Source organism: Xanthobacter flavus, assembly GCF_017875275.1.
GTDB lineage: Bacteria > Pseudomonadota > Alphaproteobacteria > Rhizobiales > Xanthobacteraceae > Xanthobacter > Xanthobacter flavus_A.
In genome coordinates, this window is the sequence record NZ_JAGGML010000001.1 from 292,064 (window position 1) to 319,044 (window position 26,981).

Consider the following 26,981-nt stretch of genomic DNA (forward strand, 5'->3'; position numbering starts at 1 on the left):
TCAGTTCCTATAGGGTTCGAGTACCAGGTCGCGGGTGACGATGACCCTGACGGGATAGCCCGGTCGGACGGTCAAGGTCGGCGCGACCTGTAACTGACGCTGGACGATTTGCTGCCCGGCCTGATTGATGGTGTCCTGTGCGCCGTCGCGGATGGCGCGGATCAGACGGTCTTCGTCGTCGGTCGCCAGTTCCGTGCCAATGCCGAGCAGCGTGGACAGGCCCGCTGCTTTCATCAGATCCCACCAGTGGTAATCGACGCCATCCTCCAGACCGGCATAGCCGGAAACGTCCGCGCCGGGCTGGCGCTCCAGCACGATCGAGCGGCCATTGGGCAGGATCAGGCGGTTCCAGACCAGCAGCACACGGCGCTGGCCGAACTGCACACCGGCGTCATACTGGCCGATGATGCGCGTTCCCTGCGGGATCAGGAGCAGCGCGCCGGTCGGGCTATCATAGACATTTTCCGTGACCTGCGCGGTGATCTGGCCAGGCAGATCCGAACGGATGCCGGTAATCATTGCAGCCGGGATCACGGCGCCTGCCTGAAGGATATAGGGCGATGCTGGCGCCATGATCCGATCGATGGCAACGGTCTGGCGATCCACCGGACCATTGAGAAATGCCGTGTGCCGGTCTTGCGTGGCGGGCTGACCGCCAAGGTCAAGCCCCGCTAGGCCCGGCATATTAGAGCCTGGTATCGTCGCCGTCCTTTGGCCTGACTGGAAGAACACTGTGCTAAGACGTGCAGCTTCCTCTTCGGCAAGACGACGTTCCTCGGCGGGGTCTCGGGCTGGTGTTGACATAACCGGCGGCGTAACGGGTTGCCCCCTGTTCTGCGCGTCGAGGATCGGGCCACCGAGGTCCCCCGGCAAAGCTGGTCCCAGAACAGGGCCGGTATAATCACGCGGCAGACCGGCCAGCCCGTCCGCTGTGGGGCGGTTCTCGGTTGAATAGAGTTCCTCGCCACTTCCACCCATGTCGCGAGTCTGGAGCGCATAGATCAATGCGCCGCCGATGCCGAGGAGCGCGACAGCGCCCACACCGGCCAGCATCTTGCGCGACAGGCGGGTGACGCGCGGCGGCTCGGCGCGCAGGCGCATAGGAGGGGCGTTGGTGGTCGTCTCTTCGCTCATGACGGATTCTCCCCGGTCTTCGCGGGCTGGGCCGCCTGCCGTTGTTCAACGCGAACAATCCTGACGGTCTGCTGGCGATCGCCGCTGCCAAGGCGCAGCTCGGCAGCACCGAACAGGCGATCCACGATCAGGATGTTCTGGTGAATGCGGCTGTTGACGATCTGCGTCTCGCCCTCGGAACCGATGACGAAGATTGGCGGCATCTCGCCCTGCACGATGCCGCGCGGGAAGACGACATAGACACGGCGGCCATCGTCGAAGACGGAGATGGGCCGCCACGGCGGACTATCGCCCGTCAGTCCATAGCGATAGTTGCGTGCCGTCTCGACAGGGATGATGGGCGCGGCGGGAACGGTCACACGCTGACCGGCAGGTAGCGCGGGATAGGCCCAGGCCACAGCGGGCATATAGAGCGCCGCGCGGGCGCGAAGCTCAATGAGATAGACGCGGCGATCCGTGCTGATGACAAGATTGGTGGAAATATCCTCACGGGTCGGTTTTACGAGGATATGGACGCGGCGGCTTGTACCCGATCCGCTTTCGGTATCGCCAATGATCCAGCGGGCGGTGTCGCCTGCCGCAATCGGCCCCGCGCCGGTCAGGCTTTCGCCGGGTTCAAGCGCGATTGTCGTGATCTGTCCCGGTGCGGCATAGACCTGAAACAGTGCCCCTTCCGACCAGGGGTAGATCTGGATGGCGTTGTAATACCCTTCTCGGCGTGGTTCGACACGGGCGGCGGCATTGGCGTTCTCGACGCGGCCAGTCGGTGTTCCGGCAGCGGTTCCGCCGCGCGCCACAGTCCATGTAGGCGGTGTGTGCAAAGGCCGAGGCCGGTCATCGGTGACGGCAGCCTGCACGACAGGAAGCGCTGGCACATCGGCATCATAGCTGAACTGCGCGGTGCGGTTGGTTGCGCAGCCGGCCAGCATGGTGGCGGACAGCATCAAAGCCGCGAAAGCGGGTTTACGGAAAGCCGGAAACGCGGCTTTGCGGACCATTGTGCGGGTCATTGGCTCATCTCCCGCGACCATGAAATTGCATTGACGTAAATGCCGAGCGGATTGGCGCGCAGGCGTTCAGCGTCGCGCGGCGTCTGGATCACGATGGTCAGGATCGCCGTCCAGCGTTCGGTCGTGGAGAGCTGGCCGTTTTCGTAATGGCGCTCCGTCCAGGCGACACGGAAGCTGTCATTCGAAGCGCGGATCACCGACGACACCTCGACCGCGATCTGCTGACGCCCGACCTTGGTGAAGGGGTCATTGGCGCGAGCATAATCATTGAGGGTTGCCGCACCCCGATCCGTGGTGAACTCATAGGCGCGCAGCCAGTTCTGCCGCACGATGATGGCGTCGGACGGGATCGAACGCGTCTGCTCGATGAAACGGCCGAGATGGAAGGCGATCTGCGGATCGGTCGGGCGATAGTCAGCCACGGCAGGCGCGACGGCCTGCGACTGGCCGAGATTGTCGACCTGCACCACCCAGGGTACGACCGTCCCGCGCGCCGATTGCCAGACAAGGGCGGAGGCGAAACCGGCCGAGAGGATCAGTGAGCCGAAGGCCATGATGCGCCAGTTCTTTGCCTGCACGCGAGCCGAACCGATACGTTCGTCCCAGGCTTGAGCTGCTTTCTGATAGGGCGTCTCGGGTTCGGGCGATTTGCAGTAATGGGCCGATGGACGTTTAAAGATGTTCATGAGCGGTCACTTTCAGAAAGATTGATGGAGGAGCCGCCGCCATGGCTGTCGCCGGAGCGCACGGCATGGGCGGCCATCGACGTGCCGTGGCTGAGTGTCTGCTTGCGCTGCATCTGCTTTGCCCATGCCGGAGAGCCGCCAGCCTGTGTGGCGGGTGAAGGAGCAGCGCTTGCCGCTTCGCTGGCGCCTCCGACTGTTCCAGCCGTGGAGGAGCCGCCGCTGACGCCGAAGCCGGCGCGCGCTCCATCAGAAAAGCTGGACTTGATGCTTTCGGAGGCTTTGGAAGCCGCACGTTTCAGGGGTGATGCGGCGGCGGAGCCTGCGGCACGGGCAACACCGCCCAGACCGGAGGCGACACCGGCAGCGCCGGACTGGCCAAGCGAGCCGACGCTGTAGGCGGCGCTCGCCGCACCTGCGGCGGCGGCACCACCCCGCACGGCAGCCGCTCCACCAGAGAGCGCAGCGGCTCCTCCCTTCGCGGCCATGCCAGCGGCGGCACCCCCGGCAAGCATCATACCGCCTGCGGCTAGGCCGGTTCCAACGGCGGCACCGGCGCCAAGCTGCGGGCCGCCAGACACCAGACCGGAAGCGATGCCTGGACCAAATATGCCAAGGCCGAGAAGGGAAAGCGCGGCCAGCACGATCGCCATGGCATCGTCGATGGTCGGCGTCACACCGCCGAAACCTGCCGTGAACTGTGAAAACAGCGTCGAGCCGATACCGATGATGACGGCCAGAACCAGCACCTTGATGCCGGAGGACACGACATTGCCGAGAACGCGCTCGGCCATGAAGGCGGTCTTACCAAAGAGGCCGAAGGGGATCAGCACAAAACCGGCCAGCGTGGTCAGCTTGAACTCGATCAGCGTGACGAAGAGCTGCACGGCGAGAATGAAGAAGGCAAGCAGCACCAGCACCCAGGCAAACATCAGGCAGGCGATCTGGATGAAGTTCTCGAAGAACGACCAGTAGCCCATCATGTCTGAGATGGATTCGAGTAGCGGGCGGCCAGCATCAAGCCCGGTCTGCGCCACCTTGCCGGGGCGCAGCAGATCGGCGGCGGAAAAGCTGGTGCCTGATCCCTTGAGGCCCAGACCGGCGAAGCTGTCGAAGATAATCTGGGCGAGACTGTTCCAGTTGCCGATCAGATAGGCGAAGACGCCGACGAACAGCGTTTTCTTGACCAGCCGGGCGATGATGTCGTCATCTGCGCCCCAGCTCCAGAATAGCGCCGCCAGCGTTACGTCGATGACGATCAACGTGGTGGCGATGAAAGCGACTTCACCGCCGAGCAGACCGAAGCCACTGTCGATATAGCTGGTGAATACGCCGAGGAAATTGTCGATGACGCCGGTGCCCCCCATGGTTCACTCTCCCCCGTTCTGATGCGGGGCGGTGGGCACCGGCGTCCGGCCGAGAAAGCGGTCGCGGTTCTCGGCCCAGGTGGCGAGGCAGCCGGGATCACTCACGGCGGCCTCGCCTAACTGCTGGCAACGGCGCAAGCTCTGGCGCAGCGGATCGGCAGAGGGCTGAAGCGATGGAGCCGGGCGGTTTTGCGCCGGTTCATCCTCGCGGGTCATTTCGATCACCGTGGCGGTGATGGAGATAGCCACGAATATGATCGCGCCCAGCCGGGCCAGCATCTTGCCGTCCATGTCGCGCCCCTCCTGTCCGGTCAGTTGTTGCCGTTGCCGAACATCCGTGCATTGCCGGGCTGGTAGCCCGACCCCGGCGTCAGGAAGCGTTCACGCTGGACACGACCCTGTTCGGCGGCGGTGGCACGCTCGGCCTCGATCAGCGCCTCCGAGCGGCCATTGGCCGACATCAGCGCGATCAGGTCGGAAAGTTGCTGCGACTGGAGAGCGAGAAGCTGATTGCCCGCCTGCGTTGCCTGCAATGCGCCAGTGGCATTTTGGCTCTGGCCGACAAGGGCGGACATCTCGGCGCGGTTGGTGTCGATATTACCGACCACACCGGCCTGCACGCGCATGGCATCCTGCAAACCGCCAACTGTATTCTGCCAGCGCGAACGGGCATCTTCGACAAGCTGGGTGTCGGTGGCCGACAGCGAGACATTGCCGTATTTTTGGCTGAACATCTGATCGACGTTCTGCACGTCGAAGGCGATGTTTTGTGCCTGGGCCAGAAGCTGCTGCGTGCGCTGGACGTTCTGCTGCAAGGTCTGGAGCGATGAATATGGCAGGCTGGTCAGGTTACGCGCCTGATTGATGAGCATCTGCGCTTCGTTCTGAAGCGAGGTGATCTGATTGTTGATCTGCTCCAGCGTGCGCGCGGCCGTGAGCAGGTTCTGCGCATAGTTGGTCGGGTCATAGACGATGCGGCCGAAACCGAATTGCGCATGGGCCGGACTGGTCAGCATGGGCGAGAGCGCAAGTGGCGCGGCTAGCAGTGTTGCCGCCATAAGGATGGCCCGCGAACGGGAAAGACGGATCGTCATGGTCAGGACTCCTTTTCGGTCTGAGGGATGAGATTGGTGAGATCGGGGATCAGCTCCGCCGCCCATTCGACGCCGCGCTCGCGCAGCCAGGCGGCGAGGAAGCCCTCCTGCCCATGCTCGGCGACAAGATCGGCGATGCGGGTCTGATCGGTTTTGGATGACGCGGCGCAGAGCGCGAGGCCGACTTCGGAAAGACCCAGCTCGAACAGCCGATTGCCGCGGCGCGACTGGCAGTAATAATCCCGTTTGGGCGTGGCCCGTGCGAGGATCTCAATCTGCCGGTCGTTCAGCCCGAACCGCCGATAGATTGCGGTGATCTGTGGCTCGATCCCGCGTTCGTTCGGCAGCAGCAGCCGTGTCGGGCAGCTTTCGATGATGGCAGGCGCGATGTTGCTGCCGTCAATGTCCGAGAGAGACTGCGTGGCAAAGATGACGCTGGCGTTCTTCTTCCTGAGCGTCTTCAGCCATTCGCGGAGCTGGTTGGCGAAGCCTTCGTCATCCAGCGCCAACCAGCCTTCGTCGATGATAAGCAGCGTCGGCCGACCGTCGAGCCGGTCGCCGATGCGATGAAACAGATAGGCCAGTACAGCCGGCGCAGCGCCCGTGCCCACCAGTCCCTCGATCTCGAAGGCTTGAACATCGGCGTGGCCAAGATGTTCAGCCTCGGCATCGAGCAACCGGCCATAGGCACCGCCGATGCAATAGGGTCGGAGCGCCTGTTTCAAATCATTGGATTGCAGCAGGACCGCAAGGCCGGTGATCGTGCGCTCGCTGACGGGTGCAGATGCCAGCGAGGTCAGCGCCGTCCAGATATGCTCCTTCACCTCCGGCGTGATGGTCATGCCTTCACGCATCAGAATGGCGGCGATCCAGTCAGCCGCCCATGACCGCTCATAAGCGTCATCAATTCGCGCTAGCGGTTGAAGGGAGACAGAAACCTCCGATCCCTCGGTCAACCCGCCGCCGAGGTCATGCCAGTCGCCACCCATGGCGAGCGCGGATGCGCGGATCGATCCCCCGAAATCGAAGGCGAAGATCTGGCTCCGTTCATAGCGGCGGAATTGCAGCGCCATCAGCGCCAGCAGCACGGACTTGCCTGCGCCGGTCGGGCCGACGACGAGGGTATGGCCCACGTCGCCGACATGGAGGGAAAGCCGGAACGGCGTCGAACCTTCGGTCTTGCCATACAGCAAGGGAGGCGCTCCGAGGTGTTCATTCCACGCCGCGCCCGCCCACACGGCCGATAGCGGGATCATGTGGGCAAGGTTTAGCGTCGAGATTGGTGGCTGCCGGACATTGGCGTAGGCATGTCCGGGGATCGAGCCGAGCCAGGCATCGACGGCATTGACGGTTTCCGGCATGGCCGTGAAGTCTCGGCCCTGAATGATCTTCTCGACCAGACGCAGCTTCTCGTCGGCGATCCGCGGATCAATGTCCCAGACGGTGACGGTGGCTGTGACATAGGCCATGCCGGCGACGTCAGCGCCCAGTTCCTGCAAGGCCATGTCGGCATCGAGCGCCTTGTTGGACGCATCGGTGTCCACCAGCGCCGACTGTTCGTTGGTCATCACCTCCTTGAGGATCGCGGCGATCGACTTGCGCTTGGCGAACCACTGGCGGCGGATTTTGGTGAGGAGCTTCGTCGCGTCCGTCTTGTCCATCAGGATGGCGCGGGTGGACCAGCGATAGGGGAACGCGAGCCGGTTCATCTCGTCGAGCAGGCCAGGCGTGGTCGCGGTCGGGAAGCCGATAATGGTCAGGATCCGCAGATGCTGATCGCCCAGGCGCGGCTCAATTCCGCCGGTCAGGGGCTGGTCGGCCAGCAGCGCATCGAGGTGCATCGGCACTTCGGGCACGCGCACGCGATGACGGTTGGTGGAAATCGCGGAATGGAGATAGGTGAGCGTGCCAGCATCATCGAGCCAGCGGCATTCCGGCATGAAGCCGTCGAGCAGCGCCAGTACGCGGTCAGTGCGGTCGATGAAACCACGCATCAACTCCCATGGATTGACGCCGGATTGTTCGCGGCCCTCATAGAGCCAGGTTTCAGCGCGTGCGGCATCTTCGGCGGGCGGTAGCCAGAGGAAGGTGAGGAAATAGCCCGACACGAAATGCGTACCCGCTTCCTCGAAGCCGGCCTTGCGCTCGGCATCGACCAGTGCGGAAGCCGCATCTGGAAACCTGCTGTCGGGATAGGTTGCGGCCTCGGAACGCTGCGCCTCGACGAAGATCGACCAGCCGGAGCCAAGACGGCGCACGGCGTTGTTGATGCGACCGGCGACCGCGACCAGTTCGGCTGCAACGGCAGAATCCAGGTCGGGACCGCGAAATTTCGCCGTCCTCTGGAAGCTGCCGTCCTTGTTCAGCACTACGCCGGAACCGACAAGCGCTGCCCAAGGCAGGAAATCCGCGAGACGGCTGGCGGTGCGGCGATATTCGGTGAGGTTCATCATGCTCGTACCCTCAAACCGACAGATGACCGGGGATGCGCAGATGGCGGCGTCCGACCTCAACGAAGAGCGGATCGCGTTTGGCTGCCCATACCGCGAGGAAGTGTGCGATCGCCCAGATGGCGATGCCAACCAGCCAGAGACGGAGGCCGAGGCCGACGGCCCCGGCCAGCGTGCCGTTGACGATGGCGATGGAGCGCGGTGCTCCGCCGAGCAGGATATGCTCGGTCAGCGCCCGATGGACCGGGATCGAAAACCCCGGCACCGCGTCGAGCTGTTCGAGGCCGCCCGCCATCAGATGAGCGCCCCGCCGCCGAACGAGAAAAACGACAGGAAGAACGAACTTGCAGCGAAGGCGATGCTAAGGCCGAAGACGATCTGGATCAGGCGGCGGAAACCGCCCGACGTGTCGCCGAACGCGAGCGCGAGGCCGGTGGCGATAATCACGATCACCGCGATGATCTTGGCGACCGGCCCCTCGATCGACTGAAGGATGGATTGCAGGGGCGCTTCCCAGGGCATCGACGAGCCGGATGCGTGTGCGGCCGGCGCCAGCATAAGGCTGATGGAAACAGCCGTTGCCGATGTCGCCATGACACGGCAGGCGCGGGAAAGTGTGGGGATCATGATGGGTCTCCTTTTGAGGTGGTTGCCAAAGTGATGGGATGCGTGATGCGGTAGTCGCCGTCCGATCCCAGCCCCTCGACGCGGGCGAGTTCGACCAGCCGGCGCGACGATCCGCGCCCGGCAAGGACAGCAACGAGGTCGATGGTCTCGGCGATCAGCGCACGCGGGACTGTGATGACGGCTTCCTGGATGAGCTGTTCGAGGCGGCGCAGCGCACCGATGCCGGAACCGGCATGGATGGTGCCGATCCCGCCGGGATGTCCCGTCCCCCAGGCTTTGAGCAGGTCAAGGGCTTCGGACCCGCGCACCTCCCCGACCGGAATGCGATCAGGGCGAAGGCGCAGCGAGGAGCGCACCAGATCGGAGAGCGTGGCAACACCATCCTTGGTCCGCATGGCCACGAGATTCGGGGCGGCGCATTGCAGTTCGCGCGTGTCTTCGATGATGACCACGCGATCCGAGGTCTTCGCCACCTCGGCCAGCAAAGCGTTGGTCAGTGTGGTTTTGCCGGTGGAGGTGCCGCCTGCGACGAGGATGTTGGCGCGCGTGGCGACGTTCAGGCGCAGCACCTCGGCCTGAAGACTGGTCATGATCCCGGCGGTCACATAGTCATCGAGCGTGAACACCGCGACAGCAGGCTTGCGGATAGCGAAAGCGGGGGCCGCGACAACGGGCGGCAGAAGCCCCTCGAACCGTTCGCCGGTTTCGGGAAGCTCTGCCGAGACGCGAGGTGCGCGGGCGTGAACCTCCGCGCCGACATGATGGGCGACGAGGCGCACGATCCGCTCGCCATCGGCGGCAGACAGCTTCTCCCCCGTATCGGCCAACCCTTCGGACAGCCGGTCGACCCAGATACGGCCATCCGGGTTCAGCATCACCTCGACCACACCGGGATCTTCCAGAAACCGGGCGATGGACGCCCCAAGCGCGGTGCGCAGCATCCGCGCGCCACGGGCAATCGTTTCCGGCTTCTGATGTGATGCAGTCATAGCGGCCCCGTTCATGACGGGGAGCGCAAAAGACGGACCCCGGATCGGGGTCGATTAAAAGAACCTGATTTTAGGCTGATTCAACAGATGTTTACGCGCGTGCGGCCATCGGCGGGGCATGGCAGTGAATAGGACGGGTTGCAATCCTAGATCCCATCGCCGTCACCTTCGGTTTTACCGCCCAATGGGGTGTCGTGTAGCGCAGCGATGTCGTGCGATATTTCTTTGAGGAACCTGTCACCGGTAGCGAGACGCTTACCAAGGGACTGCATGAAGCCCTCAAAGCGCTCGTTTCCCTTGATGCGCGCAGATTGTTTTGCACTGTCGGGCAGCGGCGGCGTGAGGGTCAGCCAGAATTGTACAAATAGCGAAAGGGTTTCGCCCAGCACGGCGACATCTTCGTCAAGCATGTCGAACTGGCGACCGAGTTTGTCGAGGCGGCGAGACATGGCGGCTTCCAGCCGCTCAGTCGTATCGCCTGACATGAAGGATGCCACGGCAGCCTCGATCACTGCGGATTTCGAGACATTGCGGCGCAAGGCCAGCGCTTCGATCTGTTTCAGCAGAGCGGGATCGAAATAGACATTCATGCGGGTGCGCGTCGTCATGCCTGTCTCCGTTCTCAAAGCTCGATGCCGTCATTTGGGTCAAGCGACGCCTGCCGCGCGACCATGCGCATCCGTTGGCGCATGGCACGGGCCTTGGCGGCATCGACATCTGGCTCATCATCAAGAAAATCGAACTCCTGCGATGGTGGCGGAGGTGGCGGGATGATTTCCTCATGCTCCGGCAGTTCCGGTTCACGACGGATACCGGCATTGGCCGGATCGTCATCGGATGTATCTGAGGCGGGTCCATTGCCGCTCGCAGCCGCGACAATGCGGCTCGTCCAGTCATCTGGCGCCGATGTGGTGATTTTCACCAGCTGCTTGCGCAGATCGGGCGGTGACATCACCCTCTCCTGAAACCGCGCATCAGCATAGTAGCGTGCCTTGGCAGCACGGATCGGCGGCACCCCCGCCACCATGACGATCTCGTCGGTGGGCGGAAGCTGCATGATTTCGCCGGGCGTCAGCAATGGCCGCGCCGTTTCCTGCCGCGACACCATGAGATGCCCCAGCCATGGCGCGAGGCGATGGCCGGCATAGTTGGTGGAATCGCGCATTTCCGTAGCCGTGCCGAGCGCATCACTGATCCGTTTGGCGGTGCGTTCATCGTTGGCCGCAAAGGCCACGCGCACATGGCAATTATCGAGAATGGCGTTGTTTTGCCCATAGGCGCGCTCGATCTGGTTGAGCGATTGGGCGATCAGGAACGCTTTCAGGCCGTAGCCGGCCATAAAGGCCAACGCCGATTCAAAGAAATCCAGCCGCCCCAGTGCCGGAAACTCATCGAGCATCAACAGGAGGCGATGCCGCTTGCCGGAGGTTTCCAGTTCCTCGGTAAGCCGCCGCCCGACCTGATTGAGGATGAGGCGGATCAGCGGCTTGGTGCGGTTGATGTCCGAGGGTGGCACGACGAGATAGAGGCTGACCGGTTCCTTCTCACCGACCAGATCGGCGATGCGCCAGTCGCAGCGTTGAGTCACGCGGGCCACAACCGGGTCTCGGTAAAGACCGAGAAACGACATAGCAGTGGACAGCACCCCAGACCGTTCGTTCTCTGATTTGTTCAAAAGCTCCCGCGCAGACGAGGCAATGACGGGATGCACACCGGCTTCGCCCAGATGCGGCGTGTCCATCATCGCGCGTAAGGTCGCCTCGACGGGACGGCGAGGATCGGACAGGAAATTGGCGACGCCCGCCAGTGTCTTTTCCTTCTCGGCATAGAGAACATGCAGGATCGCGCCGACGAGCAGGCTGTGGCTGGTTTTTTCCCAATGGTTGCGCTTGTCGAGCGAACCTTCGGGATCAACCAGGATGTCCGCGATGTTCTGGACATCGCGGACTTCCCATTCACCCTGCCTTACTTCCAGAAGCGGATTGTAAGCTGCCGACTGCACATTGGTCGGATCGAACAGCAGGACACGACCATGCCTTGACCGGAAGCCCGCTGTCAGGTTCCAGTTCTCGCCCTTGATATCATGGACGATGCAACTGCCTGGCCAGGTCAGCAGCGTCGGCACGACTAGGCCCACGCCCTTGCCTGATCGGGTTGGCGCAAAACACAGCACATGCTCGGGGCCGTCATGACGCAGATAATCCTTGCGGTGCTGCCCCAGCACGACGCCATCTGGACCAAGCAGGCCGGCAGCATGGATTTCCTTGTCCTCGGCCCATCGCGCCGAACCATAGGTGGCGACATTGCGGGCTTCCCGTGCCCGGATGATCGACATGAGGAAAGCGGCAGCTATGGCAAGAACCGCGCCTGCCGTGGCGATGAACGCGCCTTCGGTAAAGATGCCGGGCGCATAGGCGTCATAGGAAAACCACCACCAGAAGAAGGCAGGTGGATAATAGAATGGCCATCCGGCAATATCGAACCAAGGGTTGCCGAGCTGGGGCTGGAAGCCGAGCCGGAAAGCCACCCATTGCGTTGCAGCCCAGACCATCACCACGACGATGGTGAGCACGACAATGATCTGGCCCCAGAGTATTCGGCCTCCACGCATACAGGCTCCAATCGGCAAGAGAGACGGAGCCGATCAGAGAATGGTCGTTTTCGCGTGGTGCAATAGCAAAGGTGTGGCCGTCGGCCTGCAGAATACAATCGGCGGCAAATCGGATGGGTGACGGCGGCACTATTCCGGTACCGTTAACAGTGGGCTATCGCGAATCAGATTTCGGGCGTAAGCGGCCCATTTCCGTTGCTAGGGTGAGCAGGCTCAAAAGTGTAGGGTTTCGGTTTCGGGGCGACCAAACGGCCGAAAACGGGATAGTTTCGGGCTCATCGCGGATCGGCAGGAAAGCAACATTCGCCATGCTGGATGTCGCACCGTCCGCGACGAAGAGCGAAATACCGTTTCCGGCAGCGACCATGGAGAGCAGCGCGCTGCGACCGACATCGAAGCGGAGTATTGTCGGCACCGGCCACTTCCCGGCTGCGCGCGTCACGATCAGATCATGGACCTGCGGGCCGGTGCCACCATAACGGACAAGGAAGATTTCCGCCGAAAGCTGTCGCCATTCGACATCGGCTTGTGTCGCTAAGTGATGACCGACTGGCAGCGCCGCCATGAGGTAGTCTCGCCAGACTACACGGGAATGCAGGTCGGGGATTTCGTGAGTGCAGGCCATAAAGGCGGTATCGAGCCGGCCTTCGCGGATCATGAGTTGCGCGTCTCGCGCCGTTCCTTCGGTGATGCGCAGGCGGACGCACGGATGCTCGCTGCGGAACCGCCCTAGCAGCTGGTCTAGGAAACAGCCTTGCGTCAGGGCATGGAGTCCGATGTGAAGCTCGCCTTCCTCGCCACGTGCCGGCATCCCGGCGGTCTTGATTGCCCGGTCCAAGATGCCCATGGCGTCATCGACCTGATCGACGAAGCGGCGTCCGGCTTCGGTCAGGCGGACGCCGCGCGTGTTGCGGTCGAAGAGGATGACGCCGAGTTCAGCCTCCAGCGCCTTGATCCGCGCGCTCACACTCGATTGACTGGTCCCGAGCGCCTGCGCCGCACGATGGAAGCTGAGATATTCCGCGACAGCGAGGGCTTGGACGAGGGCTACCATCGGTATGCGTACGCTGGAAAGCGTCAGCGGGGCATCCGGTGGCCGATATCGTTGCTGACGCCTCCGCATTCCTACCTCTTTACTGTTTCAAACTGCCTCGCTGCGGGTGGCGCGAGACTGAGAATGCCCGCTATAGCCAGAACGAGACCGATCCAGAGAGGAGAGATAAGCCCATATCCGGCTTGAATCCCGAGACCTCCTGCCCAAGCGCCGAATGCGCGACCGATATTGATGACCGAGACATGGACGGCGTTGACCAGCGGTCCGGCTGGAACTGCTCGCATCACCCGCGCGACCAGCCCCGGACCGATGGCTGGCGCAGCGGCATCAGTGCCGGTAGTATGATGGGCGGGAAACCCCATCAGCGATCACGCATGTGCCGAGAGCGCTTTGCGCTTCAGCATGGGGTCATTGAGGAAGGTACCGAACGGGATCAGCGATGCGAGGAAAGTTCGCGTCCACTCCCACGCGGTGAAGCCCTTTCCCCACATGCCCGGCACGAGGAAGAGCATATAGGCAAGGAAAGCATAGCCATGCCCCCAGCCGGCAAGCGGCATGATCGCTTCGTTCCCGGCGAGATATTTGAGCGGCATTGCGATTAGGAACAAGATGAGCGTGGTGATACCTTCGATGACGGCAATGCCGCGGAATAGTTGAAGTCGCATGTTTGTCTCGAAATCCTGTTCTTAAATTGGGTCGTTGGGGCCATTGCCGTCTCCCTCAGGTTAGCGGCTCTGTCGGCAGATAGGTGAAGATGAGAACCGCCCGGACCGCCTGCCGCTCATGCGCGAACTGCCCGGCCAGCTTCTCCCGGTAATCGTCCGCCGCGTGGGCATCCAGATCGATATCGGGTCTGAGTTGCGCCTGCGCCATGATCTCCCAGGTTCGGCCGATCCGGACCGTGCGGATGTCCAGGGCAGTCAGCGGCAGATCGGCAAGAACGGCGCGAACCTTGCCCTCCAGCGGCTCGACCTCGGCCGCCGGCGGCGAAACATAGATGAGTTCCGACAGGGCGCCCTTGCCGAGCGAATACGGAATGCCGACCGTCAGAACGACCAGCGCCAGCGTCAGCACCGGGTCGACGTAGCGGGCCGCGGCCTGATAGCCATTCGCGTGAAGCCCATAGGCGACCAGGAACGCCAGCAACGCGCCGAGGGCGGTCAAGGCGTCGATCATGCGCGCGGCCAGGTCGCCCTGGACCAATGGGCTGTCGACGTGGCGATAACGGATCCAGACATAGGCCGCCATGCCGATGGTGATCGAGGCCGAGAGAAACGCGAACAGGACCGCGCCGCCGAACTCGATGTCCGTGCCGCCGGCAAAGAGGTTCGAGGCCGCATACCAGACCGACAACATGGAGACGCCGGCGATCAGCAGGCTCTTGATCAGGTTGACCAGGGGTTCGAGCGGCGCATAGCCGAACGGGAACCGCCGGCTCGCGCCCTGATGCACGAGCCGTCCGACGCTATAGGTAAAAACCCCGGTAACGAGATAGATCAGCCCGAAGAATCCATCGAGCAGGATCGCCTGTGAGCCGGTCAGCGGCGCTGCGATCAACGCCAGCGCTGACACGATTACGCCTGTGATGATCGGGAGCCGAAGCACCTTCAGTTCAAGTTCACTATCCGTCATTCCTACCCCGTTATTGTTGGCGTCCTCGTCCGTTGAGGGCTGTTCATCGTTTCCTGCTGCGCCACCAGATGACCGCGCCGATCGCAATCATCAGGCAGCCGAAGGCGACAAGGACCGGATAGAAGCCGTCGAAGCCACTGGTTCGCCATTTGAACAGTTGGGCGAAAGCCAGCAGAACCAAGCCACAGCCAGCCCAATTCAAGGCCAGCGGTATGCCTTCCTGCTTGCGCTGCTTCTCGTCCGGTCGCTTGCTTCGTTCCATCTTCCTTGTCCTTGAGGCCTCGCCTCGTCCTATTCAGAGATTGCCGCATCTGACGGCCCACCTTCGCGCGCATAGGCCCCGAGAGGCCGGAACCGGAACACCGGCGCGGGAAGCGCTGACACAGTGGTGAAGCCCGGTGCGGCGTTGATGACATCGGGGATGCGGTTCACCACGGTCGCGCTGGTGGTGACGATATCGTGCCGGTCCTGCATGAAGACGCTCAGGCCCGGGCTACCCTCGATGTCCCATGTCGCGTGATTTGAATCGCCGTCTTCGCGCAGCTTGCTGATGAAACGGGCCGAAAGCGTCACGCCTTCCACGGTGTTGAGGCGCAGGCAGGTATCGAGACCCGAAAGATGCCCCGCACTGACCTCGATCCCGGCTTCTTCCGACCGGAAGGCCTTGCGCGCGATGACAGGCTCCACAGTCGTGACGGCGTCGATGACGGTCAGACCGAACCTGTCGGCCATGTCGTGCAGAGGCCCGATGAAGACCCCGGCGAAGGGCGATGCGAAGCCCCGATCGAGTTCTTCCGTCGCTTTGCCGATGCACAGGCCCTCGGCGATCCAGTCGCCATAACTGTCCACGAGCGCGACGCTTCGGCCATGAATGCCTGTGATGCTCTCGGCCGCACCGGACAGCAGCACCGGCATATTGTCCCAGAACACATCCTGGACGCCGGTCCCCAATATCGTTTTGCCCCGCGCCACGGCGAGGTCGTGCAAGGCGCGCGCCTCGCTCGACGCCTGGTCGACCCACGGAAAGTAGGCATCCCCGGCGATGGTGATGACGTCGGTATCGTTCTCAAGGCACAGCTTCACCGTCGGGTAGATGTCCCTGATGCCGTTCTGGGTGGAGACGATCGCGATATCCGCCGCCCCGCCAGCAAACGCCGCTTCAGCGTCGGGTATGACGCTCACACCGATATCGGGCCAGCCAAGCACGGCGCCGACGTCCAGACCGTGGAACTGGAAGGCATCGACCGCCGCGACGATCCGGACCTCCCGGTCCAGAAGGATTTCGACGATCTTGCGTCCGGTGACGCCCAGCCCGAAGACGACTGCCGTAAGCGTTTTGTGGGTGCGGTCGGTCATTGCATCACTCTCCTTCGACGGGGTTCGATTCCTGCTCGGCCATCGCCACGAGGCGGCGGCAGATGCGGTCCTTGAGTTTTTTGGGAAGCGGCCGCGATGACAGCGCCTCATGCGCCCACAGACCGTCGGCCGCCAGACGCGCGATGAACCGCGACAGCGCAGCTTCGTCTTCGGTCTCGGGAACAGGCGGCGCCCAGCGGTCGATCACATCCTGCCAGAGTTCGCCCAGCCGGGCCTCGCCCGCGCTTTCAAGCATCAGCAGGAGTTCCGCCCGATCGGCGGCCTGCGCGCAGGTCTGCACATAGGCCGCGTATCGCTGCGCTGGCGTTGCGGCGGCGGCTTTCTTGCCCGCCGCCTTCGCCATCGCCTTTTCCCAGCCTTCGGCCAGATGCTTGTGGGTCGAAAAGATCAGCTCTTCCCGCGACGGGAAGTGGTAGATCAGCCCGCCCCGCGTCAGCTTCGCCTCTTCCGCAACAGCATCGAAGGTGACGGCGGTGACGCCGTCACGCTGGATGATGGCGACGACCGCATCGACGATCTGCGTGCGCTTGCTCGTTCGCATCGGATCATTCCTCTCAGTGCGAGGAATAGATCGAGGATTGCGAACCCGGACCGTAGTTGCGCAGCAGTACTGCGGTGATGACCGCGCCCACTGCCAGCACCGCCGCGACCACATACATCACGGTCAGATAGCCGCGATCGAAGGCCTGGCTCGCCGCATCGATGATCGCCTGACCATCGGCTCCGGCTTGCGCAGCCAGCGCGAGCGCGCCGCCCATGCTGTCACGCATCGCCTCTGGCGCTCCCGCCGGAAGCATGACCGAAGCCGTGTAGATCGCCGACAGCAGGCTGCCGAGGAAGGCCACGGCCAGCAGGCTCCCGAACTCGTAGGACACCTCCTCGACCGACGAGGCCATGCCCGCACGATGCACAGGCGCATTCCCGACAATGGCGGTCGAAGCCACCGACATGGCCGCGCCCACGCCGGCCCCGCTCAACACCATGCCGGCGATCAGCCAGCCAAGGCCATGGGTGACGCCCCAGGTCGCCAGCACGACAGCCAGCGATGCGGCGGCAAGACCACCCGCGATCAGAATGCGCAGGCCGATCTTGTGCAGAAACGCACCGCCGAGCATCGCGGTCGGCAGCGAGCCGAGCGCAGCCGCCGAAACCAGCAGCCCCGCCTCGAGCGGCGAGAAACCGGCAACGAGCTGGAAGCGCTGCGTGGTGACGAGCTGAATGCCGCCGATCGCGAACATGGCGAAGGCCGCCGCCATCACGCCCGACGAGAAGGCGGCGTTGCGGAAGATCGAGAAGTCGAGCAGCGGGAAGGTCAGGCGCGACTGGCGGCGCACGAAGAGGATGCTCGCCACCACGGCCACGACAAACGCACCGGCCGGCACCAGCCAGGATTGACCGACATGCGCCGATTCCTTGATCGCGATCACCAGCGCCGACAATGCCACGAGCGCTTGCAGCGAGGAGACCAGGTCCCATGGCTTGCTATGGTCGGTCTCACCCTTCGGCGCGACGACCAGTGTCGAGAGGAACGCAACGATGACCACCGGCACGTTGATCAGGAACACCGATCCCCACCAGAAATGCTCCAGCAGGAAGCCGCCGACGATCGGGCCGAGCGCGCTGCCGACGACCGACAGCGATCCCCAGATCGCAATGGCGATGTTGCGCTCGCGCTCATCGAGGAAGGTCACCCGGATCAAGGCCAGCGTCGCCGGCATCATCGCCGCCGCGCCGACGGCAAGAAACGCCCGGGCCGCAATCAGGATGTTGGCCGACGGCGAGAAGGCCGCGACCAGCGAAGCGATGCCGAACAGCACCAGGCCAATCAGGAACATCTGCCGATGGCCGATGCGGTCGCCCAGTGTCCCTGTGCCGAGCAGCAGGCCCGCCATCACCAGCGGATAGGCGTTGATGATCCACAGCCCCTGCGTCTGCGAGGCGCCGAGTTCGCGTGTCAGCGTCGGCAGCGCCGTATAGAGAACCGAGTTATCGAGGGTGATCAGCAGCAGACCGGCGGCGACGGTCACAAGCAGCACCCACCTGTTCGAATGCGAGGTGGTCATGGGTTAGCCATCCTGTTTGAATGGCCATAACTATACAAACATGTTTGTAAGGTTTCAAGCCCAATTTGTTTTGTGCGCTACCTCGCCCTGAATGATGCAAATGGCGCCTTTCGGACTGAGTGTTCCGCAGCAAAAGTAGCGAGAGGGGAGACGGGATTTTCGTGACGGGTTTTAAGTATAAGGGCTCTCCACGCCGTCGCGGTGAATACCCCAACGGCTACTCCTGCTCAGAAAATCACCTTATCTTCCTGCACGACATTCCCTTCAGCGAATGGCGTAGTTGAGCATGTTAAGATCGGGCCGGTTGCTGCTGGTCTTCGCGATGATGGCGCCCGGCTAGCAGTGACTACAACCCCAATGCCCGCTGCCTCCCAAGCTGCCACGAAACCGATCCGCCCTGCACGATGCCCGCAACCTCGCGGCCGATCTGGCGGTCGATTACTGGCCGCCATGGGACGAGAGTGAACTCGTGACTCTTTTCGATAATGGCGAACTTGCCGCTCGATATATGTGCGGTCCCGGTGAACTTGCCGCTGACGGTCTCGCCATCGGTAGCCGCACGAAACGGCAAGCCCTTGCTCCCGGCCATTTCCGCACCGACGCGGGCCACTTCCCGTTCGCGCAGATTGGCGAGCAGGTTGCGCCGATAGAGGATGCGTCCATTCTGCTGCCGTGTGGCATCGCCCTGTGCAATATGATGCTCTCGCCGCTGGTCCATAGCCTCGCGCACCTGCTGACCGAACCCGGCCGGGGTAATATCCGAAGCGTCCGGCGTAACCAGTCGCCGGTCCAGCCAGGTCGCACCATCAGCGCCGATCTGCTTTTCCAGATCGAAGGTAGAGACGACACGAATGCTGGCCTGCCGGTTGCGACCGGCATCATAGGCGGTGGCGCGACTCTCGAAGTCATCGGGGATGCGCCACTGGTCAGCGTCGATCCGCTCAGCGATCCCGGCGCGGCGCAGCGCCTCCAGTCGCCGGACATGGGCATCTACATAGCCCTCGTAATCCCCGCCCGGTACACGTCCCTCGAACTTCGCCTGTTCGAGGTGGCGGCTCGGTCGGTAAATACCATTCTCCGAGATCGCAGCGATGGTGTGATCGGACGGCCGCTGCGCCGTATCGGCGGGGCCAACTTCGACGATGCTGCCGATCCGGGCATCTTCGACGCGGGCCGGATCAATGCCGGGAAGATGGTGTGTTCGCCCGTCGATGCCGTCCACCACGAGCGTCAGGTTCTCGCCCATCTCGTCGGTGAGATATTTGTCCACGACGCGTCCGGTGATGGGCACCGCGGGTGCTGCATCGTGAAGCTGGAAGGTCATTGGATCACGTTCCTGCCCATCGGCCTTCAGCGCCTTGTGCATGTTGCGGATGATGTCGCCGCGTTCACCAAGTTCACGAAGCGCCGGTTCCATCTTCGCGCCGAGCTCCCAGACGCCCGGCGCGTGTTCGGTGGCGAGCCCCATCTTTTCCAGTTTGGCGAGGCGGCGCAGGCGAAGCGTGCGGTTGAACTGGCGGCGTGCATCGGCCGGTTCATGGCGCAGATCAAGGAACCGTTCGTCGGCCTCCTCGGTCATGGTGCTGTCGATGCGCGTAAAGCGGTCCTGATCGATTTCGGCAGACAGCTTGCGGCTCTGCTCGATCTCGGTCACTGGGCCCAGTTCCAGCGTGGTCAGTTCGCTCGCCCGCTCACGAATGCCATTGGCGAGATAATCGCCATTGATGACCAGGTTCTCGCCTAGATCGTCCTTGCCCCGAACGATGACATGGACATGGGGGTGGCCGGTATTGTGGTGATTGACCGCCACCCAGTCGAGTTTCGTGCCAAGGTCAGCCTCGATGCGGCTCATCAGATCGCGGGTGTGCTCGGTGAGATCGGTAAGATCGGCGGCATCTTCGGGCGAAACGATAAAGCGGAACTGGTGGCGATCATCCTTGCCTCGGTCAAGGAACGCATCTCCATCAGCGCGATCGTCGGTGGCGGAATAGAGCTGGCCACGTTCGCCATCACGCGAGGTTCCATCGCGCTGGATATAGCGCAGATGAGCAGCCCCTTTGCCATTCTTCCCCGCGTTCTGAACGTACCGGGTTTTGACGACGACGCGGCGCACGCCGGCCGCACTGTGCCGCCAGCCGCCCGACAGGGCGCGTGCGCGGACAAAGGCCGCGCCGCGGCCACGCTTGACGCCCGGACCTTTGCCAGTCCGCGATGCCTTCCCGCTCTTTCCGGCCGAACCAGATGAAGGCGACGAGGACGTCCGTGATGCGAATGATGATGATCTGCCGGGGCCGTTGCTATGCTGACGCGCCAGCTTCTTCGCCTGCGTCAGAAAGCTCTTCGCCTTGCCCACCTTCGGCGCGTCGGATTTGATCCGACCTGACCTGGGGCGAAAGCGGTTCTCGTCCTCGGCACTCATGAGCGCATCCCATGCCGTTTAAGCACGCAAACGGCAGATATTCGGCTATAGTGCCGGTCAAAATCCAGCAAAGCCAAGGCTTTGCGCCATATCGCGGCACGCGAGACCCAAAAGCAGGGTGCCGTGCGCCGCGCCCCAAAACAGTGTGCAGACAAGGGCTTGCCCAGAAACCGGCCCGACAGGGTGCCGGTTTCCTTTATCTTGCCCTCCGCCTTCCCTGCCCTTTTTGCCCTTCCTGCCGGGAATGCAGCCAGGCGACCCCTTGCCTGACTGCACACCGGAAGCGGACCGAAAGCGCGTGGAGACGTCATGGTCATGGCGCATCTCCATTGCTCGCACGGGCCACGAATATGCCGCCGTCCTGCGGCTCCTGATCGACGGAAACGCGCATAGGAACGGTTGCGCGGACGTCGTTCGACGGCTGATTGGCTGCAACCGAATTGCCGCTGGATTGCGCCACGAAAAGCGGAGCTTCGCGCCAATCTGGCGGTGGCGGCGGCACGATCGTCGGCACATCAGGCGCAGTCGCAAGCCCAAGAACAGGTGCGAGCGTGGCGACATAGGCGCGTGTTTCTGCGGGCAAAGTGCGACCTGTCGCCAGATGCTCATCATAGCGACCGGGACCGGCATTGTAGGCGGCAAGCATGGCCGCGACATTGCCATACCGGTCCCACATCTCGCGCAGATACGCCGTACCTGCGAGGATGTTGTCGCGCGGATCGTAAGGATCGCGTCCGAGGCCATGGCGGCTGCGCAGGCCCACCCAGGTATCGGGCATGACCTGCATCAGTCCCATTGCACCCGCCGATGAGATGGCGCGCACATCGCCCGCGCTTTCCACACGCAGCACGGCCCGAATCCAGTGCTCTGGAATGCCGAAACGCTGTGACGCCTCGGCAATGAAAGCAGCATGGGGATGCGCAGTGACAGGCGCGGGTTGCTGCGTGACCTGCGCAAGCGCTGGCGTCAATCCGCTGCCAGCCGACAGAAGGGCCGTGAAGAGAAGAAGGGCGCGGGATCGCATGATCTCAGTCCCGATCTTCGCGGGGCCGCGGGCGGCTCCAGTGCAGCGACCATGACGAGCCTGCATCGTCGTCGCGGAACAGGTTGGCGCGGATCGGCTGCGGCAAGGCGGGATCGTCGAGCAGCACCGAGAGATATTCGCCAGCCTTTTCGCCGGTGCGTTTCCATGCAGCGCCGACCTCGGGGCCGTCATCAGCTCCGTGATGGACACGGTAGTCCGGCGCGTTTTCGGCGTCCGAATGCTCGGCTGGCATGATGGTAAGCTCACGGAAGAGCGTGAGCGTGTGAACGCGCCCGGAAAAGCCCGTTTCATCGCGCGTGAACAATCCGATCTGTGGCATGAAAAATCTCCTGTCGTCGAGGTTTCGGCGTGGGTTCAATGCGTGGCCGCCCGCCATTCGTAGCGTCCATCACCTTCCCCATCGGTCCAGAGCGGCAGCGCCCGGCCGATGACGGAACTGGCGGGAACAGGTCCGAAGTAACGGCCATCGAGGCTGTCCCGGATGTCCCAATTCATGAGGAAGAGTTCACCGTCGCCGATAATGCGGCAGCCCTGCCAGACCGGCAGATCGCGGCCCATGCGGTCGCGCTCCAGCGCGTCCCCCATCTCGACATGATCGACGGTAATGGTCGCACCGTTGCGGCAAACGCGCTGTCCCGGCAGGCCGAGGACACGCTTCAGCAGCGGCACGCCGCGTCCGATATAGCCGCGATCGACCATGAACCGCTCCAGCGGCTCAGACGGCATGATGGCGACCAGTTCGGGCACTTCGAGCGCATCGGCGGGAGCAACTGTGTAGAAGCCGATGGGCGCGCTGGCAGTCGCATTCCAGATCAGCCGGGTTGGCAGATCGGCAACCGCCGTGACGACAAGCGTGCCGACGGCCAGCATGGACACGGCAAGGATATGACGACGGCTCATGGTGCGATCCTCCGGCGGCTGACCCATGCGGCATGGCGCTCCGGGGTGTAGGGATTGGGTTCCTGACCAGCACTCAAACGGTTGTGGACGTGCCGCCAATGCTCCGGCGCAACATCGGCCGGATCGACGCCTAGCGCGTCCACGGCATCGATCAGGGCCAACACCCGCTGGACTTGTCGCCAGCCATCGATACGCAGCAGGATCTCGCCGCCAGGACGAACGAAGGGCACGGTCTGGTACGGTTCGCCACGCCCGACAGCGCGCAGGATGTCGAGCCGCGAGACGATGGTGCCGTAATCGTTGGAAGCCCAGCGATTGAGTGCGAAGATGCTTTCGGGCGCAAAACCGATCAGACTGCGGCGGCGGTCGATGATCTGCTCAAAGCTCTTGCGGCCGAAGCGTATCCACCGCTCGACCTTCTTCTTCTGGAAGGTCAGTTCGACCAATGTGGTGAACGGTGCAGGCCCGTCCGCCTGCGGATGTTCATGCGCAGCGCGCACGGTTTTGCCGGTCATGGCTGATCTCCTTCGATGGGTGGAAACTCGCGGACCAGCAGCTCGCGCAGCATCACGGCGACGGTGACGCCACGCCGGAAAGCGGCAACCTTGATGCGCCCGCGCAGTTCGGGCGTGATGTCGATGGTCAGGCGGGCGGTAAACGCCTCCGTCGCCGTCTTGCCGGTTGGCGGCGCATCGGCGGCTCTGACCCAGCTATCGGGATTGCCCGGACGTGATGCGAAGCCGGATTTGACAGGCGGACGTGTCATGGCACGATCCTCCCGATACCGAGGCCATCGATTTCGGCCGCCAGCGCTGTGACCTCCTGTGCGGCCCGTTCGCCGCCATCAGTCTCGGAGACCAGTCGTCCGGTCTGTGCGGCTTCGGCGAAGGCGACACGCTGGCCAACCGTCGTGGCCAGCAAGGGCGGATCATGGTCAGCCAGTGTCTCGGCCGTTTCGCGGGTGATGATCGTGCGCGCACCGCATCGGTTCAGCAGAAAGCGGGCGGACAGCTCCGGTCGATAGATGCGCGCTTCGTTCAGAAGCGCCAGCATCTCGGCCGAGGCCCAGCCGTCAAAGGGGGATGGCTGCACCGGGATCAGCACCAGGTCGGCTGCAAGCAGTGCTGAGCGCATCAGACCAGCGACACGGGGCGGACCATCAATGACGATATGATCGGCGTCACGCGCCAGTTCCGGCGCTTCCCTATGCAGGGTATCGCGGGCAAGGCCGATGACGGTGAACAGCCTTGGCAGCCCTTCATGGCTGCGCCGCTCTGACCAGTCCAGTGCGGAGCCTTGCGGGTCGGCGTCGATCAGGATGACCCGCTTGCCTTGCGCAGCCCAGGCTCCGGCAAGATGCAGCGCCAGCGTGGTCTTGCCCACGCCGCCTTTCTGATTGAGGAGCGCGACGATCATGGCGTACCCCGCCCAGGTCGGCGGGAAGTGGCACTGGCACCGTGCCTTTCATGCGCGCGCGTCAAAGAAGAAAAGTTAGATTCTATGTTAGATTCTAAGTTAGCAGTCGGATTCTTCTTTTCGTTCCAGAGGCTTAACTGGGGCTCGTGCGCCTGATGTGCCGATAGTGCTGCGCCTGATGTACCGATACCCTTTGCGCCTGATGTACCGACGGCATCCACAATGTTATCCACAGGCACTGTGGATAGATTTTCAGGGCGGATTCGCAGCAGTTCGCGGCGATCCTCGCGCAGGATCTTAAGCTGGTAGCCGGGCAGCGGCTGGCGGGCAGCAATGCGGCGCAAGTCCAGTGCAAAGTCCGATGGTCGGGCCATGCTGCCGGATTTCTGGTAAAGGTGCGCAACCTCGAACAGCCAGCCATGCGGCTGATGTCCGGCGTGTTTGCGGGCAACACGGTAGAGCCAGCGCTCGATACCACCGGTCAGCCGGAAATAATCCGGGTCGATGGTCAGGACCAGCGAACGGTCAAGGACACTGTTGTAGAACCACTCGGGCAGGACAAACTCCATGCCCTCAACGCGACCGTCGCGCGTGGTCATCTCTTCCCATTCGTTGATCCAGGAGAACTGGCGGCGGCGCCAATGCTTGCCGTTACGGATCGTCGTGGCGACGACCGTGGATTGCAGCCGGGCAAGCGCTGCCTTCAGCAGCAGATATTGGCGGTTTCCGGTGTCGCGGCCGATGGCGCGCAGCAGATGATAGGGCGTGAAGCGGAAGAAGCGGGATGTCTTGATGCCGTTGTTTTCGGCGGCAACGATTTGGCTTGCAGCCCAGATCAGCACATCGGCATCCCAGATCGTCGCCATGCCATGTTCGGGCATCCCGAACACCTGCACCTCGACATCGGCGGTCTTGTAGAGGATGGGCTTCGTGCGCGGCGTCTTCGCCAGCGAGAAGAAAGGCCGCTCCATCAGATCGCGCTGGTCGCGCGGACTGGCATCGCCGGTTGCGACCACGAAGGGATCGAGGTGGCTGCGCTCGCTACCGCCTTCTCGTCGCAGGGCGTCAGGGTGATCGACGCGCCGCATTCAGAGCTTGCTCCGCTCTTCAGGCGTCAGGGGGCGAGCCGGAAAGACCGTGCCGACGTCCTTGTCACTGGTGGATTTGCGTGCGCCGATGTCGGCCCAGGCCTGAAGATCCTCGACCGTGTAGAGAACCCGGCCACCGATTTTGCGATAGGTCGGACCGGTCCCGTAGGTCCGGTGTTTTTCCAGCGTGCGAAGAGAAATGCCAAGGAAACGTGCAGCTTCCTGAGTACGCAGCATGCGCGGTGGCAGGTCCGCGTTTCGGCGCTCGGCCATGAGATCACCTCCGGTTCGTCAGGTTGATGCGGCTGCCGGAGACGGCGGCGCGCTATGGCGAACCATGGGAAGTGATCGGCGGCGTGTAGCGTGCCGCATTTGCGTACATACGCAGACGGCACCCCCGAAAGGGGCTATGTCAGCACGAAAAGACGTGAGATTTCAGCAACTCAGTGAGCCCGATGCGGATTCGCTCAAGACATCCGCGCGCAGTTCGGCTATGGATGCAGATGGGGCAGACGCACTGCTCCGGGGCTTAGTAACCCCTGTTGACGGTTGGTGTCGGCCGTGACGGCACCACACTCCTTGACCCTATGGTCGGGGAGCCTGTGGCGTATGCAACAGGCTTTCCAGCTAAAGGCCATGGGGCCGTTCAACACGGTTACTAACTCCCCGATCACCAGGAGTCAGAGAGTTTTATTGCGGGGGCGAACCGCAGAAACTCTTCTGAAAGAAGGGGAATGACCGTGAAAGCGCCCGTCGAACTTGACCCCCATGTGGATGATCTGGCTCCATCCGGCCATGTCATCACCGCCTATGACGAGCAGCACTTTGTGACCTATCTGCGCCTTCTGGACGCCAAGTCCGAGGAAGCCGACTGGAAGGAAGTGGCGCGAATTGTTCTGCACCGCGATCCGGCATCAGATGAGATGCGCACCCGGCGATGCTGGCAGAGCCATCTGGAACGCGCTCAATGGCTGTCGCGGGAAGGTTACAGGCAAATACTGGAACAGGCTGCGGCAAACAGGAATCGGTGAGATTGCCTCAGTCGCCTTTTGATCGTGGAATCGGCTTGACCGGATAATGCAAAAGCAGCCGATAGCCTCCGCGCATCATCCTGATGCCGTGGGCAACAAGACGACGTGCCTTGTTCTTGCGCGGATCAGTCTCGAAATCTTCCTTGTCGCCACGGAAGCCGAGCAGGACTTCGGCAACGGCGCGATAGCTTTCGCCGTGCAGCCGTGCGTCCAGCGCCCGCAGCGACAGAAGGTGCCATTGCCGAAGCTGCGCTGGCATGGCGCGAATATCCGGCCCCGGAGAGCGGCCTGTCAGGCACCTCCAGAGGCGGCGGGCCGCGTGGGCGCGTAATTCCATGAACTCGTCCATGGGCAGGATTGCAGCATAGAAAGCTGCTGCATCGATTGCGCCCTGTGGCAGCCAGAATTGATGCTCCATCCCACCGACACGCCAGATTGCGTGCCAGCCATCCGGTGCGCGGCGCAGGATCAGGCCATCGAGATGTGCGAGAGCGACAAGCCGCCCGCCATCCGGATCGTTCTGCTCGACCGGAGACAGAATAATGGCCTGCGGATTGAAATGCGGCGACCAGAAAGGCGGTGCGCCGTCAGGCTGCGCGTCGGGGTCGTGTGCGAAATCGCACCCCCCAGCGGGAAGCAAAGGCGTTAACCTCTTCTCCCGCGGGTTCTCTCCTCTGCGTGAGTCTCTCGACGTCACGGCGATAGTCTTCGTTGCGACGAAGATATTCCCAGGCGAAACCGGCGGGCGGAAGGTCTTTAATGCGTTTATAAGCCGCCGGAATACGCCAATCTATGCTCTGCATGGCGCGTCCTCCCAAAGCCGGACGGCACAAGGCCACGCCCGACTTGAAAAGGCTGCGGTATTGATTGGTTTTTCGGTAGCGTGGCTAGCGCGATAAGTGGATCGCCTAACCCGATCAATCCATTAAAGAATCTCTCGTTAGCACTGTTGCGCATCACATGGGAGATACCCTGACGACATTCCCGTGTC

General features: G+C 62.9%; 31 protein-coding genes. 1 reads left to right on the forward strand and 30 read right to left on the reverse strand.

The window, feature by feature from the left end; all coding sequences use genetic code 11:
- The 28 genes from J2126_RS01430 to J2126_RS01565 form a co-directional block, all read right to left on the reverse strand.
- A complete protein-coding gene (locus J2126_RS01430; RefSeq protein ID WP_209483303.1) occupies positions 1-1,134 on the reverse strand; it encodes a TrbI/VirB10 family protein in 1,134 nt (377 codons plus the stop codon).
- The gene (trbG, locus tag J2126_RS01435; protein ID WP_209483305.1) at positions 1,131-2,144 is read right to left on the reverse strand and encodes a P-type conjugative transfer protein TrbG; all 1,014 of its coding nucleotides are present in this window, start codon (positions 2,142-2,144) and stop codon (positions 1,131-1,133) included. Before trbG ends, J2126_RS01430 begins: the two co-directional genes overlap by 4 nt.
- On the reverse strand, positions 2,141-2,830 hold the full coding sequence (trbF, locus tag J2126_RS01440; RefSeq protein ID WP_209483307.1) for a conjugal transfer protein TrbF: 690 nt from the start codon (positions 2,828-2,830) through the stop codon (positions 2,141-2,143). The genes trbG and trbF overlap by 4 nt, the downstream gene beginning before the upstream one ends.
- Positions 2,827-4,194, reverse strand: a complete 1,368-nt coding sequence (gene trbL / locus J2126_RS01445; protein WP_209483309.1) for a P-type conjugative transfer protein TrbL — start codon at positions 4,192-4,194, stop codon at positions 2,827-2,829. The genes trbF and trbL overlap by 4 nt, the downstream gene beginning before the upstream one ends.
- A gap of 3 nt (positions 4,195-4,197) precedes the next feature.
- Positions 4,198-4,485, reverse strand: coding sequence for a putative entry exclusion protein TrbK-alt (trbK-alt, locus tag J2126_RS01450; protein WP_209483311.1), 288 nt, complete (start codon positions 4,483-4,485; stop codon positions 4,198-4,200).
- Between the two features lie 20 nt (positions 4,486-4,505).
- Positions 4,506-5,288 carry a P-type conjugative transfer protein TrbJ gene (gene trbJ, locus J2126_RS01455; RefSeq protein ID WP_209483314.1) on the reverse strand — a complete coding sequence of 261 codons (783 nt, stop codon included), beginning with the start codon at positions 5,286-5,288 and terminating at the stop codon, positions 4,506-4,508.
- 2 nt (positions 5,289-5,290) lie between these two features.
- Positions 5,291-7,741, reverse strand: a complete 2,451-nt coding sequence (gene trbE, locus J2126_RS01460) for a conjugal transfer protein TrbE (RefSeq protein WP_209483316.1) — start codon at positions 7,739-7,741, stop codon at positions 5,291-5,293.
- A gap of 10 nt (positions 7,742-7,751) precedes the next feature.
- Complete coding sequence (locus J2126_RS01465) at positions 7,752-8,033, reverse strand: VirB3 family type IV secretion system protein (protein WP_209483318.1); 282 nt, start codon at positions 8,031-8,033, stop codon at positions 7,752-7,754.
- Positions 8,033-8,365 (reverse strand): TrbC/VirB2 family protein, encoded by a 333-nt coding sequence (locus J2126_RS01470; RefSeq protein WP_166015856.1) that lies wholly within the window; start codon positions 8,363-8,365, stop codon positions 8,033-8,035. The genes J2126_RS01465 and J2126_RS01470 overlap by 1 nt, the downstream gene beginning before the upstream one ends.
- The gene (trbB, locus tag J2126_RS01475; RefSeq protein ID WP_166015858.1) at positions 8,362-9,354 is read right to left on the reverse strand and encodes a P-type conjugative transfer ATPase TrbB; all 993 of its coding nucleotides are present in this window, start codon (positions 9,352-9,354) and stop codon (positions 8,362-8,364) included. The genes J2126_RS01470 and trbB overlap by 4 nt, the downstream gene beginning before the upstream one ends.
- Before the next feature lie 146 nt (positions 9,355-9,500).
- A complete protein-coding gene (locus J2126_RS01480; RefSeq protein ID WP_209483321.1) occupies positions 9,501-9,962 on the reverse strand; it encodes a CopG family transcriptional regulator in 462 nt (153 codons plus the stop codon).
- A gap of 14 nt (positions 9,963-9,976) precedes the next feature.
- Positions 9,977-11,965, reverse strand: coding sequence for a conjugal transfer protein TraG (locus J2126_RS01485; protein ID WP_209483324.1), 1,989 nt, complete (start codon positions 11,963-11,965; stop codon positions 9,977-9,979).
- A gap of 154 nt (positions 11,966-12,119) precedes the next feature.
- Complete coding sequence (locus J2126_RS01490; RefSeq protein ID WP_209483325.1) at positions 12,120-13,019, reverse strand: LysR family transcriptional regulator; 900 nt, start codon at positions 13,017-13,019, stop codon at positions 12,120-12,122.
- A gap of 368 nt (positions 13,020-13,387) precedes the next feature.
- On the reverse strand, positions 13,388-13,684 hold the full coding sequence (locus J2126_RS01495) for a DUF3817 domain-containing protein (protein WP_209483327.1): 297 nt from the start codon (positions 13,682-13,684) through the stop codon (positions 13,388-13,390).
- Between the two features lie 55 nt (positions 13,685-13,739).
- Positions 13,740-14,651 carry a cation transporter gene (locus J2126_RS01500; RefSeq protein WP_209483329.1) on the reverse strand — a complete coding sequence of 304 codons (912 nt, stop codon included), beginning with the start codon at positions 14,649-14,651 and terminating at the stop codon, positions 13,740-13,742.
- A gap of 43 nt (positions 14,652-14,694) precedes the next feature.
- Positions 14,695-14,913 (reverse strand): hypothetical protein, encoded by a 219-nt coding sequence (locus tag J2126_RS01505; RefSeq protein WP_166015867.1) that lies wholly within the window; start codon positions 14,911-14,913, stop codon positions 14,695-14,697.
- Between the two features lie 29 nt (positions 14,914-14,942).
- The gene (locus tag J2126_RS01510) at positions 14,943-16,007 is read right to left on the reverse strand and encodes a hypothetical protein (RefSeq protein ID WP_209483331.1); all 1,065 of its coding nucleotides are present in this window, start codon (positions 16,005-16,007) and stop codon (positions 14,943-14,945) included.
- Between the two features lie 4 nt (positions 16,008-16,011).
- Entirely contained in the window at positions 16,012-16,569 is a 558-nt protein-coding gene (locus tag J2126_RS01515; protein ID WP_209483333.1) for a TetR/AcrR family transcriptional regulator, read from the reverse strand.
- Positions 16,570-16,582: 13 nt separating this feature from the next.
- Positions 16,583-18,091: an MFS transporter gene (locus tag J2126_RS01520; RefSeq protein ID WP_209483334.1), complete on the reverse strand. Its 1,509-nt coding sequence runs from the start codon at positions 18,089-18,091 to the stop codon at positions 16,583-16,585.
- 346 nt (positions 18,092-18,437) lie between these two features.
- A complete protein-coding gene (locus J2126_RS25710) occupies positions 18,438-20,510 on the reverse strand; it encodes a DUF3363 domain-containing protein (RefSeq protein ID WP_209483336.1) in 2,073 nt (690 codons plus the stop codon).
- A 313-nt stretch (positions 20,511-20,823) separates the two neighbouring features.
- Positions 20,824-21,534: a lytic transglycosylase domain-containing protein gene (locus J2126_RS01530; RefSeq protein WP_209483338.1), complete on the reverse strand. Its 711-nt coding sequence runs from the start codon at positions 21,532-21,534 to the stop codon at positions 20,824-20,826.
- 4 nt (positions 21,535-21,538) lie between these two features.
- A complete protein-coding gene (locus J2126_RS01535) occupies positions 21,539-21,874 on the reverse strand; it encodes a DUF736 domain-containing protein (RefSeq protein WP_112520466.1) in 336 nt (111 codons plus the stop codon).
- A gap of 35 nt (positions 21,875-21,909) precedes the next feature.
- Complete coding sequence (locus tag J2126_RS01540) at positions 21,910-22,455, reverse strand: S26 family signal peptidase (protein ID WP_209483340.1); 546 nt, start codon at positions 22,453-22,455, stop codon at positions 21,910-21,912.
- Positions 22,452-22,970 carry a DUF2840 domain-containing protein gene (locus J2126_RS01545; RefSeq protein ID WP_166015880.1) on the reverse strand — a complete coding sequence of 173 codons (519 nt, stop codon included), beginning with the start codon at positions 22,968-22,970 and terminating at the stop codon, positions 22,452-22,454. The genes J2126_RS01540 and J2126_RS01545 overlap by 4 nt, the downstream gene beginning before the upstream one ends.
- Positions 22,967-23,221, reverse strand: coding sequence for a hypothetical protein (locus J2126_RS01550; RefSeq protein WP_112520469.1), 255 nt, complete (start codon positions 23,219-23,221; stop codon positions 22,967-22,969). Before J2126_RS01550 ends, J2126_RS01545 begins: the two co-directional genes overlap by 4 nt.
- Positions 23,218-23,871 carry a ParA family partition ATPase gene (parA, locus tag J2126_RS01555; protein WP_209483342.1) on the reverse strand — a complete coding sequence of 218 codons (654 nt, stop codon included), beginning with the start codon at positions 23,869-23,871 and terminating at the stop codon, positions 23,218-23,220. The genes J2126_RS01550 and parA overlap by 4 nt, the downstream gene beginning before the upstream one ends.
- On the reverse strand, positions 23,868-24,959 hold the full coding sequence (locus J2126_RS01560) for a replication initiator protein A (RefSeq protein WP_112520471.1): 1,092 nt from the start codon (positions 24,957-24,959) through the stop codon (positions 23,868-23,870). The genes parA and J2126_RS01560 overlap by 4 nt, the downstream gene beginning before the upstream one ends.
- Positions 24,960-25,232 carry a helix-turn-helix transcriptional regulator gene (locus J2126_RS01565; RefSeq protein WP_165457007.1) on the reverse strand — a complete coding sequence of 91 codons (273 nt, stop codon included), beginning with the start codon at positions 25,230-25,232 and terminating at the stop codon, positions 24,960-24,962. It abuts the gene before it with no gap.
- A 467-nt stretch (positions 25,233-25,699) separates the two neighbouring features.
- Between J2126_RS01565 and J2126_RS01570 the strand changes: the two genes are divergently transcribed.
- Positions 25,700-25,990, forward strand: coding sequence for a DNA -binding domain-containing protein (locus J2126_RS01570; protein WP_122066921.1), 291 nt, complete (start codon positions 25,700-25,702; stop codon positions 25,988-25,990).
- A gap of 7 nt (positions 25,991-25,997) precedes the next feature.
- Here the strand turns inward: J2126_RS01570 and J2126_RS01575 are convergent, their stop codons facing one another.
- Both J2126_RS01575 and J2126_RS25185 read right to left on the reverse strand, forming a co-directional pair.
- Entirely contained in the window at positions 25,998-26,630 is a 633-nt protein-coding gene (locus J2126_RS01575; protein ID WP_264665756.1) for a DUF2285 domain-containing protein, read from the reverse strand.
- Positions 26,578-26,793, reverse strand: coding sequence for a transcriptional regulator domain-containing protein (locus J2126_RS25185; RefSeq protein ID WP_122066901.1), 216 nt, complete (start codon positions 26,791-26,793; stop codon positions 26,578-26,580). Before J2126_RS25185 ends, J2126_RS01575 begins: the two co-directional genes overlap by 53 nt.
- Between the last annotated feature and the right edge of the window lie 188 nt (positions 26,794-26,981).